The sequence below is a fragment of the Halosolutus halophilus genome (assembly GCF_022869805.1).
GTDB classification, from domain to species: domain Archaea; phylum Halobacteriota; class Halobacteria; order Halobacteriales; family Natrialbaceae; genus Halosolutus; species Halosolutus halophilus.
Window position 1 is genome coordinate 1724958 of sequence record NZ_CP094974.1, and the last position, 13501, is coordinate 1738458.

Consider the following 13501-nt stretch of genomic DNA (forward strand, 5'->3'; position numbering starts at 1 on the left):
TCGTACCTCACTGCAATCGGGCTTCGAGTCCGGGCCCGGTATCGAGGTGTCGGTCGACCGCCTCGCGAACCCGATCGAGGACGACCGGGTTGTCGCTGGGCCGGCCGACGCTGACGGCGTCGGCCCCGTAGTCGGCGTACTCGCGGACGGTCTCGTCGTCGCGGACGCCGTTGTTAGCGATCACGAACAGATCGGTCGCGTCGACGACGTCGGCGATCACCGATTCCGTGTCCATCGCGTCGACGTGGACGAACGCGGCACCCGCGGTCTCGATCGTCCGTGCGAGATCGGGGAGGTCGACCCCGGGAACCTCCGCACGGACCTTGACGCCGACCGTCGCGCCGGTGTCGGCCGCCCGCTTCACGTAGGCCCGGAGCCGATCGGCGTCCCGCAACAGGCTCTCGCCACAGCCGACGGCACACAGTTCGTCCTGCCGGCAGTGGGCGTTAATCTCGAGGAAGGCGTCGTGATCGCGACAGACCCGGGCGGCCTCGACGATCGGTTCCGGGGTCACACTCCGGACGTTGAACGCCGGCCGGATCGGGACGTCGTCGAGCGCGGCGACCTGCCGGTCGACGAACCGCACCGGATCGGGCGGCAGGAACTCGGTTCGATCGCGGGCGACGAGTTCTCGTGCGGCCGCTCTCGCGTTCTCGTCGAGTGCGATGCCGCCGAGGAACGCGGCCCCCGCGTGGTCGGACCCCGCGCGAGCCCAGTCGGCGTCCGCCTCGCCGCTGAGACTCGCGAGGGCGAGCGGTGGTGAAAACATCAGCCGACGATCTCGATCGCGTGGTCGATCGCTCTGATGACGCGTGCGGCGTCCTTGCGGGATTCGATTTCGATGTCCGTCCGGATCGTCGGCCGATCGAACTCGGTATCGTCGTCCTCGTCGACGATGTACGCGTCCGCGAACGGGTAGGCGGTCGCCAGCCCCTCCGTGCTCGGCTCCGCGTTGACGGCTTCCATGAGGTCACCGGCCGGTCCGGAGAAGACCTCGTCGCCGAGGAACGGGGAGACGGCGACGACCGTCGTCTGGCTGAGGGCGTCGGCGATGCCCGACAGCGACAGCATCGGTCCGATGCTCGTGACGGGGTTCGACGGACCGATGACGACCGTATCGTTCAGCGCGTCGAGGACGCCCGGTGCGGGCTCCGCGCTCGAGGAGCCGCGGAACTCGACGTTCTCGACGGTCGGCCTGCCCTCGCGACCGACCCAGTACTCCTGGAAGTGCATCATGCCCCGGTCCGTGTGGACGAGACTGGCGACCGGATCGTCGCTCATGGGGAACAGGTCGATCGTCAGCCCGAACCCGTCGGCGAATCGCTGGACCACCTCGCTCAGCGTGTACCCCTGGTCGAGGAGGCTCGTCCGGGTAATGTGGACGGCGCGATCGCGATCGCCGATCGTCATGAACTCGGCGATGCCGGAGAACCGCCGCCAGTTGGCGAGTTCCCGGCTCGCGGTCTGTTCGTCGTCGGGAAGATACTGGGGGCCGTCCGGGAGGTCCATCGCCGTCGCGATGTCCGTCAGTGCCGAATTGGTCCGATGGGTGTCGCCTTTGATACCCCACCACGTCTCGCGATCGAGGAGGCCACCGCCCTGGAAGAGCAGCGTGTCGACGTCCGGCGAAACGAAGAGGCCGCCGAGTTCGATGTCGTCACCCGTATTGGCGACGACGGTCGTCTCCTCCGGCGAGAACGCAGCTGCAGCACCGTCCAACAGCTTCGGTGTCCCGGTGCCCCCGGAGAGGAAGGTAACCATATCTCACACTCTCGAGCGTAGGTACTTAATCACTTGCGGCCGGTTCCCGTCCAGCGTGGCCCCACGCTGTCGGCCACGGTGGACGGTGGGCCGGACCGGACTACCGGTTCCAGGCTGCCTCGTCGGGATCGATCAGGCGGTCGCCCCGATCGAGTGCCGCGATTCGCGCTCGCTCCTCGTCGGACAGGTCGATCTCGAGCGCGGCGTGATTCTCGCGGATGTGTTCGCCCGACCCCTTCGGAATCGGAACGACGCCGTCGCGGCCGTAGTGCCACGCCAGCGCCACCTGGACGGGCGTCGCGTCGTGGGCCGCTGCGATCTCCTGGAGCGTCTCGAGGGCGGTTACGTCGCCCCTCGCGATCGGACAGTACGCGACCGTTCGGACGTCGTGGCCCCGCGAGAACGAGACGAGGTCGTCCTGCTGGAGCCGCGGGTGGAGTTCGACCTGATTCGCGACGATCGGCGACTCGAGGATCTCCATCGCCTCTTCGAGCAACTCGATCGTGAAGTTGCTCACCCCGACGTGACGGGTCCACCCTCGATCGCGGACCTCGTCGAACGCCGGCAGGGTGTCCTCCGGGTCGTACGCGTCCGTCGGCCAGTGTACGTACAGCAGGTCGACGGCGTCGACGCCGAGCCGATCGAGACTCTCCTCGGTGGACTCGATCACGTCCTCGGCCGCGAGATTCGACGGGTGGACCTTCGTCGCGAGGAAGACCGCCTCCCGATCGACGTGGGCTCGATCGAGCGCGCGGCCGACTGCGCGTTCGTTGTCGTACATCTGGGCCGTATCGACGTGTCGATAGTCGGCGTCGAGTGCCCTGCGGACGGCGTCGGTACAGGATTCGTCCTCGTGGCCGGACGTGCCGAACCCCGGCTGTGGAATCTCCGTCGCGGTCATCGGCGGCCCTACGCAGCCGCCGTCCTCCCCGGTATGGGAAGCGGCAAAACGGGAATCCGCGTACCGCCCCGCTGGAGCGCGACGCCACGGGGGTTGCCGATCACTGCTGGTCGCCGATCACTGCTGGTCGCCGATCCAGTCGGCGAAACTCCCCTCGAGCAGCGTCGCCGACTGCCGATCGACGTACCGGCGCTGCATCGTCGTGATCGCCCCGGCGAGGTCGGCCCCGTCGTCGATCGCCTCGCGCACCTGCTCGCGCTTCCACGACGCGGGCGTCACGTTCTGGCGGACCCGTCGTCGCAGGGGATACAGGTACTTCGCGGCCTCTTCCTCGGTCAGGCCGCGGTTCGTCAGGCCGTCCTCGGCGTGGGCCAGCAGGTCCTCGTAGAGTGCGAGGCGGTCGGTGGTCTCCTTTCCGTCGTTGGTGATCCAGTCCAGGTCGGCGTCCAGCCCGTCCCGCATCGCGGCGTAGAAATTCTCGCGGGCGTGTTGCCAGTCGAGTTCGAGGACCGGGTGTTCGAGACGGGTGAGGCTCTCCACGAGTCCCGCGAAGGCGGCGAGGAAGGCGACGCTGTCCCTGACCGTCGGCTGGGCCGGGATCGGGCGGAACTCGATGCGGGCGTTCGCGGCCGATCGCGTGGGGCCGCCGAAGACCGGCCGGATCCACCGCCAGTAGGTCCCGTGCTTGCGCCGAAAGTGGGGAAACCGATCGTCGAAGCGTTCGCCGGCCTCGACGGGCATCGGGACGATCGTGTCGTCGCTCGCGATCCGATCGATCGCGTCGTCGACGCTCGAGAGGTCGTGCGGGAATCGGACTTTCCCCTCGCCGGTCGTCGGATCGTTGAGGACCGTCTCGAAGACGCTGATGCGGTGTTCTTTCCAGCCGTTCCGGAGCACGTCGTCGGCCGTCGCGTCCTCGTCGTAGCAGTCCGGCGGGAAGAACGGGGAGTTGACGCCGAGCGCGAGCAGGGGTCCCGCGATCCGCAGCGCGTAGTTGAAGTGGTCGGGCAGATCGGCCGCGTGTGGCACCTGATAGTGGGGCTGGATCGACGTGATCAGGCTCTCCGGCATGACGGTGTCGGCCTCGAGCGAGACGTGCGGTGCCTCGATGCGCATCCCCGCCGCCTCGGCCCGATCGGTGTTGGCCATCGCGTGGTACCGCGCCGAATCGCTCATGTTGGTCGCGACGCGGATCGACCGTTCGGTGCCGTCCGCTGCGATCGCGGTCCGTTCGACGCTGTCGGTGAGGTAGGTCGTCGCGTCCTCTCCCTCGGGGGGGATCGTCCACAGCCCGTCGCTGACCAGCCGCATCCGCTCGGAACTGGTCACGTCGAGTGCCGTCCGCAGTCGTGACTTCACCTCCGATTCCTGGGCCCGCAGCCCGTGGGTATTCAGCGGCTGTGGACTGGTCGTCATCTCCGCGTTGTGGAGGCCGAGTTCCTTCTCGAACCCGATGAGTTCGAGCAGTCGTCGCGGGACCCGGCGGAGTGCGCAGTCGTCCGACTTGACCGCGTAAAACTCGTACTCGAGGCCGACGATCGCCTGCGGGTTGTCGAACACGCCGTCCTCTACGGCGTCCCTGATCACGTCGGCGTCCTCGTGGGCTCGCTCGCGGAACTCGTCGGCGTCGACCGCGAGCACGTCTGCGACTCGCGACGCGAGGTCCTCTCCTGACATACCCCCGACTGCGTGTTCGACCGTCTTTAAAGCACCCCGTCGTCGGCCCGGGCGAGATCGACCTTCTCGGTCGATCGAAACCGAGCGGTGCGTGCGGGCCGTGCGAACGCCCGATCTCAGAACCGTTTTACTCCCGCCGGCGATACACACCCCCGATGGAGTTCGCCACGTTCGCCGATCGGGCCGCCGCGATCGAAGCAGAACCCGCCGACCTCGAGATCGTCGACCACGTGACCGACCTGCTCGCGGACGCGAACGCCGATCTCGATATCGTCGCTCGTTTCGTCCAGGGGCGGGTGGTCCCGGCGTGGGAGTCGACGACGCTCGACATCGGCCCGACCACGTGTTACGAGGCGATCGCTCGCGCGGCCGGCACGAACGTGGACGGCGACGACGTCGAGGACCGTCTCGCGGACCTGGGCGAGATCGGTGACGTGGCGGCGAGTTACGAGTTCGGCGGCCAGCAGGGACTCGGTGCGTTTACCGGCGGCGGAGCGGACGCGGATTCGAGCGGCCAGGGCGGTGACCTCACGGTCCGCGAGGTCCACGAGACGCTCACCGATCTCGCGGCCGCCGAAGGGGACGGGAGTCAGGATCGCAAGGTCGACCTCCTCTTCGGGCTGTTCAACCGCTGTTCGAGCGAGGAAGCCCGCTATCTCGCTCGCCTCGTCCTCTCGGAGATGCGCATCGGCGTCGGCGAGGGAACGGTCCGGGACGCGATCGCCGCCGCCTTCGACGTGCCGGTCGATCGGGTCGAGCGCGCCCTGCAGGTGTCCAACGACTACGGCGAGGTCGCGCGGATCGCCCGCGAGGAGGGCGTAGCGGGACTGGACGCGATGGACCTCGCGATCGGCCGGCCCGTCCAGGCGATGCTCGCACAGACCGGGACGGTGACGGACGCGCTCGCGGAGTGGGGCGAAGCGGCGGTGGAGTGGAAGTTCGACGGGGCTCGAATCCAGTTACACCACGATCCCGGCACCGCCGACGCGGCTGGTGCCGCCGCTGGAGAGACGCGCGTCTTCTCGCGAAACATGGAGGAGGTCACCGACGCCCTCCCCGAGGTGGTCGAATTCGCGGACGAGCACCTCGATCGACCCGTCATCCTCGACGGCGAGGTCGTCGCCGTCGACGAGGACGGCACGCCGTTGCCGTTCCAGGAGGTCCTTAAGCGATTCCGGCGCAAACACGACGTCGCGAAGGCCCGCGAGGACGTCGCCGTCCGACCGGTGTTCTTCGACTGTCTCCACGCGGGCGGGAATGACCTGCTCGACGACACCCTGACGGCGCGCCACGATCGGCTCGAGAGCGTCCTCGCCGACGACCCGGATCAGGACCCCGAGGACGTACGGGGACTGTCCCTCCTGTGGCGGATCGACGATCCCGACGCGATCGAGTCGATCGACGCCGACGCCCTCGAAGCGGGTCACGAGGGGATCATGCTCAAGAATCCCGACTCGGTCTATTCCCCGGGGCGGCGCGGGAAGAACTGGCGCAAGCGAAAACCCGACGTCGAGACGCTCGACTGCGTCGTCACCGGCGCGGAGTGGGGCGAGGGTCGTCGAGCGACGTACCTGGGGACGTTCGAACTCTCGGTCCGGGCCGGCGACGACCTGGAGACCGTCGGGAAGGTCGCGACCGGGATCACCGACGAGAACCTGGAGGAACTGACGGAACTGCTCGAACCCCACATCGCCGCCGAGGACGGCCAGGACGTCGACCTCGAACCCGCGGTCGTCTTCGAGGTCGGCTACGAGGAGATCCAATCCTCGCCCACGTACTCGTCGGGCTACGCGCTCCGGTTCCCGCGCTTTCTGGGGGTGCGTCACGACAAGGATCCCGAGGATGCGGAGACGATCGATCGAATCGAACGCCTTCGGGGGTAGCGACCGACGCGTCTGTGGCGTGATAACTGCTGGAGACACCGAACGTGCGATCGATAGAAAGAGGGATCGAAGCCGTTCGGGATCGCGAACGAGTGCCTCGATGACGATCGTCTTGCGGACGAATGCACGGCGGTAATCGGAACGCTTCTCACTGTGCGAGTCCATCCCACAGTACATGGGGTACGGGCCGGTGTCTCTCGTGCGGACCGTCCTCGATGCCGTCAGACCGCCCCCTCGTCTCGTCGACTGGTCGATTTTCGGAATCGTCCTGTTCGAAGCCGCCTCGGGAATCGGATCGTTCACGATCGGGTCGTCGTCGGGATGGCCACTGTTCTGGCTCCATCGGATCTTCGGCGTGACGCTCGTCGTGCTCCTGGGATTCAAACTCGCTCGGGTTCGATATCGACTTACCGAGAGCGAGCAGTGGCGCCCATCCACGCTCCTGTCGGTACTCACCGCGATTGCGGCGATGGGAGCGCTCGCGACGGGTATCACCTGGGTGTTCGGACTGGACGTTCGGCTCTCCTACTGGACGCTCTTGAGCGTCCACGTCGGGTTCGGTCTCGTACTCGTTCCGCTGATGGTGTGGCATCTCACGACCCGGTTTCGGCTTCCGACCCGGCGCGACTTCGACCGTCGCCGGGCGACGCTCGAGTATACGGCGCTGCTGGTCGGTGGAGCAGTAACCTACCGGGCCCAGGAGTTCGCGAATCGTCTCCTCGACACGCGCGGCGCCGATCGGCGGTTTACGGGTTCGCAGCCGCGACGTGGGGCCGGAAACGGGAGTTTTCCGGTCACCTCGTGGGTCGCAGACGACCCCGAACCGGTCGATCGGTCCGACTGGACGCTGACCGTCCGCGGCGAAGTCGAGACACCGCTCGATTACCCGTACGAGATGCTGTCTCCGGATAGCGACGAAACGGCGGTTCTGGACTGTACGAGCGGCTGGTACACCGTTCAACGGTGGCGTGGAATTCGTGTCGGTGACCTGCTCGACGAAGCCGCGGTCCGAGACGAGGCGCGATTCGTACGGTTCGTGTCGGTTACCGGCTACCGGTGGTCACTCCCGATCGAAGAGGCACGGCAGGCGCTCCTCGCAACGCACGTGGACGACGAACGGCTCAGTCACGGCCACGGGGCACCGATGCGTCTCGTGGCGCCCGATCGTCGCGGCTTTCAGTGGGTGAAGTGGATCGAACGAGTGGACGTCCGTCGCCGTGCCGACCCGGCGCAGTGGATCGTGACGCTATCCAGTGGCTTCGATTGAAACGCGGCCCTCTCCGTTCCGAGTAGCGTCTCGGGTCCGGTCGCTGAAATCACGTGCTGTACTCGGCACGACTCGACGAGAACCACCTGTATCCGGTATCAGGCCCCGTGGCGATCGCGAAGCCATCGCCGGCTTTCGCACGATGGGCCCCGTAATCAGCGGATCGATCACATGTAAGCACCCTTAAGAGCAATCAGAAACTGGATTGGCGTATGCAACCGCGCGACCTGTCCGATCACGTCGCCTACGAGGCGGGTCGAGGCATCGAGGAGGTCGCCCGCGAACTCGACCGGGACCCCTCCGAATTCGTCAAACTCGCCTCGAACGAGAACCCACACGGCCCCTCGCCGGCGGCCGCCGTGGCGATCAGCGACGCCGCCGCGACCGTAAACTCGTACCCGAAAGCCGCCCACGCCGACCTCACCGCCGCCGTCGCCGATCGGTGGGACGTCGCCGACGATCAGGTCTGGCTGGCAAACGGCGGGGACGGCGCGATCGACTACCTCCACCGGGCGACCCTCGACCCGGGCGACGACGTGCTCGTCCCCGAGCCAGGGTTCGCGTACTACGGGATGAGCGCCCGGTTCCACCACGGTGGCGTCCGCGAGTACGCGCTCGCGAAGGACGACGACTTCGCACAGGACGCCGACACTGTCCTCGACGCCTACGACGGCGAGCGCGTCGTCTGGCTCACGAGTCCGCACAATCCGACAGGAGTGACGACGGCGCTCGACGAGATCGACCGTCTCGCCGACGAAACTGACGACGAGACGCTGATCGTCGTCGACGAGGCCTACGGCGAGTTCGCCGACGTCCACAGCGCCGTTTCGCTGATCGAGGGCCGCGACGGATTCGCCGCCCGCGACGACGTCGCCGTCCTGCGAACGTTCTCGAAGGCTTACGGGCTGGCGGGCGTCCGCCTCGGCTACGCGATCGTTCCCGAGGCGTGGAGCGACGCGTACGCACGCGTGAACACGCCCTTCGCAGCGAGCGAACTCGCGTGCCGCGCCGGCCTCGCCGCGATCGACGACGATGAACACGTCGATCGGACCGTCGAGACCACGCTGGCCGCTCGCGAGTACATGCAGGAACACGTCGACGCCCACGTCTGGGAGAGCGACGGGAACTTCGTCCTGGTCGACGTCGGCGACGCGTCGGCCGTCGCCGAGGAGATGCAAGAGCGCGGCGTCATCGTCCGGGACTGCTCGAGTTTCGGCCTGCCCGGCTGTATCCGGATCACCTGCGGGACCGAGGACGAGACCGATCGCGCCGTCGAGACGCTCAACGCGACCCTCGCGGACCTCGCCGCCGACCCCGGGACTGACGTCGAGCACGACGCGTCTGCCGACGCGAACGCGGAGGTGCCCGACACGTGAGAGTCGCCGTCACCGGCACCCCCGGAACGGGGAAGACGACCGCGACGGACCTGCTCGCGTCGCGGTTCGACGCCGACGACGCGCTGCCGGACCTCGAGGTAGTCCACCTCAACGAGATCCTCGATCGCGAGGGGCTCTATACGGAAATCGACGCTGATCGCGGGAGCAAGGTCGCCGACCTCGACGCGCTCGCCGAACACCTCGAGGGTCACGACGACGCCGTGATCGAGTCCCACCTCGCACACCACTTCGCGGCCGATCGGGTGGTCGTCCTGCGCTGTCGGCCCGACGTGCTCGAGGAGCGGTTGCGCGATCGCGGCGAGAGCGACCCGAAAGCGGCGGAGAACGCGGAGAGCGAGGCGCTGGACGTGATCCTCGCCGAGGCCGTCGAGGAACACGGGCTCGAGTCGGTCTACGAGATCGACACGACCGATCGCGCGCCCGAGGCCGTCGCGGACGAACTCGCGGCGGTCGTCGCCGGCGATCGCGAACCGAGCGCCGGCGAGGTCGACTTCGTGGGGTATCTCGCATGACGCTCGATAAGTTTCGACCGTACGTCTCGCGGTTCCTGGACCCGTTCGTGAGGGGGTTCGACCGGGTCGGGATGACGCCCGACGGCGTGAGCGTGCTCGCCTTCGGGATGGCAGTGCTGGCCGCGGTGGCGTTCCTGCTCGGAGGTCGCGCGGACCCGATCTGGTACGTCGTCGCCGCCACGCTGGTCTTCCTGAACGGCTGGCTCGACATCGTCGACGGGGCGCTCGCCCGAGAGCAGGAGGTCGCCTCGGCCGGTGGCGACCTGCTCGATCACGTGCTCGATCGGTACGCCGACATCGTCGTCATCGGCGGACTGGCGGCCGGCGTCGAGGACTACCTGCTCGGATTCCTCGCCGTTACCGGCGTCGTGATGACCTCGTACCTGGGCACCCAGGCCCAGGCCGTCGGCCTCGATCGGGTCTACGGCGGGCTGGTCGGCCGTGCGGATCGGCTGGCGATCATCGGAATCGTCGGCTTCCTCGCGTACCCGATCCCGGGCGAGTACGGCGGACTCACGCTGGTCGGCTGGCTGCTCGTCTTCCTCGCGACCGTCGGCCACCTCACGGCCCTCCAGCGCTTCGCCTACGCCTGGTCGGCGCTGGACTGATCGCGGGCCGTTCGTTCGATCCGGGAACGCGCCGCATGGTTTATCACTCGCCGCGATATAGTCTCTGTCATGGTTCAGTGCGAGATGTGTGGCGCCGAGACGTCGTCCCCGAAGACCATCAAAGTCGAAGGTGCCGAGCTGGACGTGTGCTCGAACTGCACCGATTTCGGTACCGAGGTGAAACAGACCTCGTCCTCGAGCACGTCGACGAAGTACTCGACCGGATCGAGTTCGTCGTCCTCGAGTTCGAGCGGGGGTACCGGATCGTCCGGGGGTAGTTCGACCGGCTCCGCGAGTTCAGGTGGCTCGCGCCGACAGGACATGTTCGACGACATGGAGGAACTCGCGACGGATTACGACGATCGCGTCCGCAACGCCCGCGAAGACAAGGGCCTCAGCCAGTCCGAACTCGCGGACGAACTCAACGAGAAGGCGAGTCTCATCCGCAAGATCGAACGCAGCGAGACGCTCCCGAGCGATCGAGTCCAGTCGAAACTCGAGCGGTTCCTCGACATCGACCTGAGCGCCGAGGGGGCCTCCGGCGGCGACTCCGAGTGGTCCGGCGGCTCCTCGACGGGCAGTTACACGCTGGGTGACGTCGTCAAGCGGAAGGACTGACGGTCCGGGACCAGGGACCGGCGCGGGCCGACCACGGACAGCGCCGGTCGACGGAGCCACGACCCATCGCCGGACCCGCGACGCCACCATCGCCGTCGCCACCGCCCGACGGTCGGGCGGTCTCTTTCGCCCGTCTACGACTCGCAAGCTATTTTGGGACCCGGAATCGCGTACACAGTATGTTCGTCCTCGTGAACCTGAAGACGTATCCCTGCGACCCGGTCACCGTCGCCGAGGCCGTCCGGGACGTAAACGACACGACAGACGCCCGACTGGCCGTCGCGCCGCAGGCGGCCCACATCGACCGCGTCGCCGAGACCGGCGTCGAGACGTGGGCCCAGCACGTCGATCCGATCGACTACGGCAGCAACACGGGACACACCCTCGCGGAATCAGTCGCCGAGGTGGGTGCGGAGGGAACGTTGATCAACCACTCCGAGCGGCGACTGAAACTCGCCGACGTGGACGGGGCCGTCCGGGCCGCTCGACGTGCCGACCTCGAGACGGTCGTCTGTGCCAACAATCCGGCCCAGATCGGTGCCGCGGCGGCGCTCGGTCCGGACGCCGTCGCCGTCGAACCGCCGGAACTCATCGGTACGGGAACGCCGGTCAGTCAGGCAGATCCGGAGATCGTCGAGGACGCCGTCGCGGCCGCCGAGAGCGTCGACGACGACGTGTCGGTGCTCTGTGGTGCCGGCATCAGCACGGGTGAGGACGTCGTCGCCGCCGGCGAACTCGGTGCCGAGGGGGTCCTGCTCGCCAGCGGCGTCGCGAAAGCCGACGATCCGCGGGCGGCGCTCGAGGATCTCGTCGACCCGCTCTGAGCCGGCGGACCGAGTCCGATCGGCCGACCGCTTTTCGTTCCGCCCGACGAATCACACACTATGGCCCGCGAGCATCCCGTTCCGGTGGCCCTCGAGAACCGCCTCATGAGCAACGGTATCTACGTCTCGGAGTTCACGTGGGACGACGGTCCGTCGCGGCCGGACCGGGACGGCGATCACGACGGGACGAGACCGCCGGACGGAGCCGGGTTCTCGCTCGAGTACGAGACCGTCGCCGAGGCACCGGTCGTCACGAGCCAGGAAGTGAGCGCGGTGGTCCGGACGCTGCTGTCGATCGCGGACGAACGCGAGTGGACGCCCGGCAGACTCGACGCGACGTCGCGGACCACCGACGGCGAGTTGCGGGGTCACTGGCACGTCGAACGGGCGTGGTTCGAGGGACTCGGGGCCGATCTATCCGAAATCGAGTTTTCCCAGCGCGTCCTGAATACGAGAGGCAATCATTCGAACGAGGACTAGATAGTTTAATAATGTCTCGTTCGCTTTTCTTTCGTAGATTACGGCATGACCGGAGAACAGGTCTTCGTTTCACACGCTCCCGCGGATCTCGACCTCGTGCAGGACCTGTTTTCGACGGTCAAGAACTTCCCGTTCGGCGTTCACGTCGCCCTCGAAGAGATCGAATCCGGCCGATCGCGGAAACGGCTCGAGAGTCGACTCGCCAACAGCGACGTCGTCGTCGCCGTACTGACGGCGCGATCGGCGGAGAGCCAGTGGATCAACCAGGAGATCGGGTACGCGCTGGCGAAGGGAATCCCGGTCCTCCCGCTGTACACCGACGAGAGCCATCGGGGCGGGTTCGTCGGCGACGTCGAGGGCGTGACGATCGATCGGCAAAACCTCTCGTTTACCATCTTCAATCTGCTCTGTCGGCTCCGGAGCGAACTCGCGCCGCTGGGGGCGCTGTCGGTTCCGAACTGGTACATCCGGTTTCCCTGTACGCTACCCGACTGTGATCACCCGGTGACGCTGGAACTGGAGCAGGGACAGACGAAGCTCTGGAAACTCCACAAACACGGCCAACTCCTCACGACGTCCTGTGAGGTGTGTGAATCGACGTACTACTTCGATCCGGCGACGATCGGGTTCGTTCGCCGCGAGGACGGCTTTCAGCGGTCGAACTCTGCCTCTCGAAGGCGGTCGTAAGCGTTTTTGACCAGTTGAAACGCCGATCGACTGCCGCTCTTGTGGTCCGGGTGGGCGCGCTTGACGTGTTCGTGATACGCCTCGCGGATCGCGTCGTCGCTGGCTCCCTGCTCGACGTCGAGGATCTCGCGGGCGCGGGACTTCCGCAGTTCGACGTCCCTGACGACCCCGGCCTCCTCGGCCTCGTCTTTGCAGGACGCACACAGCCGTTCGTTGCGGCCGTCGATCGTGGTCACCCGGAACAGTTCCTCGCGAACCAACTCGTGGCACTGTCGACAGAGCGATTCGGTTTCGCTCTCGGTGCCGTCGGCCCCCGTCGTCTCGTCGGCTCCGTCGCCGTCTCGCTGGGGCGCGTCGGCGATACAGGAGGAGCAGCAATCGACCGTCGTGCCATCGGGCAGCGTCACCGCCTCGAGTTGCGATTCGAGGAACTCGCCAGTACAGCCGTCACAGGTTCCGCGGCGCTGGTCGAGCGAGGCGGGCTTCTCGGCAGCCGCTCGTGCGTGGGGGACACATGCGGGACAGCAGACGGCCGCGTCACCGTCCGGCATCGTCACGGTCGTCAACTCCTCGAGCGGCACCGTCTGGCCGCACCCGTCACAGCCAGCTTGACGTTTCCCGACTGCAGCCATCGTCTCACTGATTTGTCGTCTTCCCATATCAGTCCTGTCATCGTGGGATGACTTTCTCCCGTATCGCCGCGGGGGCCGTAGGACGTGCTTACTCGAGCGAGCGGTACCCGACAGAAATCGAGTCGGCCTGAAAGTCGTCGATAACAAAGTACGATCGACCCCTCAGCGTGGACGTGCGAGGTCACCCCTCGCACGGAGACGCCCTGTCCGTTGGACGGCACCCGGTGACGAACCGTCGCCGGGTTCCTCCTCTC

At 67.1% G+C, this 13501-nt stretch carries 14 protein-coding genes; 9 read left to right on the forward strand and 5 right to left on the reverse strand.

The features are described from left to right. Positions 1-7: 7 nt before the first annotated feature. From MUG98_RS08450 to MUG98_RS08465, 4 genes are all read right to left on the reverse strand, one after another. Positions 8-769, reverse strand: coding sequence for a tRNA-dihydrouridine synthase (locus tag MUG98_RS08450; RefSeq protein WP_265111692.1), 762 nt, complete (start codon positions 767-769; stop codon positions 8-10). Further along, on the reverse strand, positions 769-1761 hold the full coding sequence (cofD, locus tag MUG98_RS08455; RefSeq protein ID WP_265111693.1) for a 2-phospho-L-lactate transferase: 993 nt from the start codon (positions 1759-1761) through the stop codon (positions 769-771). Before cofD ends, MUG98_RS08450 begins: the two co-directional genes overlap by 1 nt. Before the next feature lie 100 nt (positions 1762-1861). Next, complete coding sequence (locus tag MUG98_RS08460; protein WP_265111694.1) at positions 1862-2662, reverse strand: aldo/keto reductase; 801 nt, start codon at positions 2660-2662, stop codon at positions 1862-1864. A 117-nt stretch (positions 2663-2779) separates the two neighbouring features. Continuing rightward, on the reverse strand, positions 2780-4339 hold the full coding sequence (locus MUG98_RS08465) for a glutamate-cysteine ligase family protein (protein ID WP_265111695.1): 1560 nt from the start codon (positions 4337-4339) through the stop codon (positions 2780-2782). A gap of 155 nt (positions 4340-4494) precedes the next feature. Between MUG98_RS08465 and ligA the strand changes: the two genes are divergently transcribed. The 9 genes from ligA (at position 4495) to MUG98_RS08510 (ending at position 12615) form a co-directional block, all read left to right on the forward strand. After that, a complete protein-coding gene (gene ligA / locus MUG98_RS08470) occupies positions 4495-6222 on the forward strand; it encodes an ATP-dependent DNA ligase LigA (protein WP_265111696.1) in 1728 nt (575 codons plus the stop codon). 175 nt (positions 6223-6397) lie between these two features. After that, the gene (locus MUG98_RS08475; protein ID WP_265111697.1) at positions 6398-7489 is read left to right on the forward strand and encodes a molybdopterin-dependent oxidoreductase; all 1092 of its coding nucleotides are present in this window, start codon (positions 6398-6400) and stop codon (positions 7487-7489) included. A 212-nt stretch (positions 7490-7701) separates the two neighbouring features. Then, positions 7702-8865: a histidinol-phosphate transaminase gene (hisC, locus tag MUG98_RS08480; protein WP_265111698.1), complete on the forward strand. Its 1164-nt coding sequence runs from the start codon at positions 7702-7704 to the stop codon at positions 8863-8865. After that, positions 8862-9398, forward strand: coding sequence for an adenylate kinase family protein (locus MUG98_RS08485; protein WP_265111699.1), 537 nt, complete (start codon positions 8862-8864; stop codon positions 9396-9398). Before hisC ends, MUG98_RS08485 begins: the two co-directional genes overlap by 4 nt. Continuing rightward, positions 9395-10006 carry a CDP-alcohol phosphatidyltransferase family protein gene (locus MUG98_RS08490; protein ID WP_265111700.1) on the forward strand — a complete coding sequence of 204 codons (612 nt, stop codon included), beginning with the start codon at positions 9395-9397 and terminating at the stop codon, positions 10004-10006. Before MUG98_RS08485 ends, MUG98_RS08490 begins: the two co-directional genes overlap by 4 nt. 69 nt (positions 10007-10075) lie before the next feature. Next, positions 10076-10624 (forward strand): multiprotein bridging factor aMBF1, encoded by a 549-nt coding sequence (locus MUG98_RS08495; protein WP_320443123.1) that lies wholly within the window; start codon positions 10076-10078, stop codon positions 10622-10624. Positions 10625-10803: 179 nt separating this feature from the next. Further along, positions 10804-11448 (forward strand): triose-phosphate isomerase, encoded by a 645-nt coding sequence (gene tpiA, locus MUG98_RS08500; RefSeq protein ID WP_265111701.1) that lies wholly within the window; start codon positions 10804-10806, stop codon positions 11446-11448. 60 nt (positions 11449-11508) lie between these two features. Then, the gene (locus tag MUG98_RS08505) at positions 11509-11928 is read left to right on the forward strand and encodes a DUF8159 domain-containing protein (RefSeq protein WP_265111702.1); all 420 of its coding nucleotides are present in this window, start codon (positions 11509-11511) and stop codon (positions 11926-11928) included. Between the two features lie 45 nt (positions 11929-11973). Next, positions 11974-12615, forward strand: coding sequence for a toll/interleukin-1 receptor domain-containing protein (locus tag MUG98_RS08510; RefSeq protein WP_265111703.1), 642 nt, complete (start codon positions 11974-11976; stop codon positions 12613-12615). Here MUG98_RS08510 and MUG98_RS08515 read toward each other — a convergent pair. After that, positions 12579-13247, reverse strand: a complete 669-nt coding sequence (locus tag MUG98_RS08515; RefSeq protein ID WP_265111704.1) for a J domain-containing protein — start codon at positions 13245-13247, stop codon at positions 12579-12581. The two genes, MUG98_RS08510 and MUG98_RS08515, sit on opposite strands and share 37 nt — an antisense overlap. Between the last annotated feature and the right edge of the window lie 254 nt (positions 13248-13501).

What these genes read in the sequence shown, in the direction of transcription:
- MUG98_RS08450 (WP_265111692.1), bottom strand. Translation starts at nt 769, where the DNA reads ATGTTTTCACCACCGCTCGCCCTCGCGAGTCTCAGCGGCGAGGCGGAC.
- cofD (WP_265111693.1), bottom strand. Translation starts at nt 1,761, where the DNA reads ATGGTTACCTTCCTCTCCGGGGGCACCGGGACACCGAAGCTGTTGGAC.
- MUG98_RS08460 (WP_265111694.1), bottom strand. Translation starts at nt 2,662, where the DNA reads ATGACCGCGACGGAGATTCCACAGCCGGGGTTCGGCACGTCCGGCCAC.
- MUG98_RS08465 (WP_265111695.1), bottom strand. Translation starts at nt 4,339, where the DNA reads ATGTCAGGAGAGGACCTCGCGTCGCGAGTCGCAGACGTGCTCGCGGTC.
- ligA (WP_265111696.1), top strand. Translation starts at nt 4,495, where the DNA reads ATGGAGTTCGCCACGTTCGCCGATCGGGCCGCCGCGATCGAAGCAGAA.
- MUG98_RS08475 (WP_265111697.1), top strand. Translation starts at nt 6,398, where the DNA reads ATGGGGTACGGGCCGGTGTCTCTCGTGCGGACCGTCCTCGATGCCGTC.
- hisC (WP_265111698.1), top strand. Translation starts at nt 7,702, where the DNA reads ATGCAACCGCGCGACCTGTCCGATCACGTCGCCTACGAGGCGGGTCGA.
- MUG98_RS08490 (WP_265111700.1), top strand. Translation starts at nt 9,395, where the DNA reads ATGACGCTCGATAAGTTTCGACCGTACGTCTCGCGGTTCCTGGACCCG.
- MUG98_RS08495 (WP_320443123.1), top strand. Translation starts at nt 10,076, where the DNA reads ATGGTTCAGTGCGAGATGTGTGGCGCCGAGACGTCGTCCCCGAAGACC.
- tpiA (WP_265111701.1), top strand. Translation starts at nt 10,804, where the DNA reads ATGTTCGTCCTCGTGAACCTGAAGACGTATCCCTGCGACCCGGTCACC.
- MUG98_RS08505 (WP_265111702.1), top strand. Translation starts at nt 11,509, where the DNA reads ATGGCCCGCGAGCATCCCGTTCCGGTGGCCCTCGAGAACCGCCTCATG.
- MUG98_RS08510 (WP_265111703.1), top strand. Translation starts at nt 11,974, where the DNA reads ATGACCGGAGAACAGGTCTTCGTTTCACACGCTCCCGCGGATCTCGAC.
- MUG98_RS08515 (WP_265111704.1), bottom strand. Translation starts at nt 13,247, where the DNA reads ATGGCTGCAGTCGGGAAACGTCAAGCTGGCTGTGACGGGTGCGGCCAG.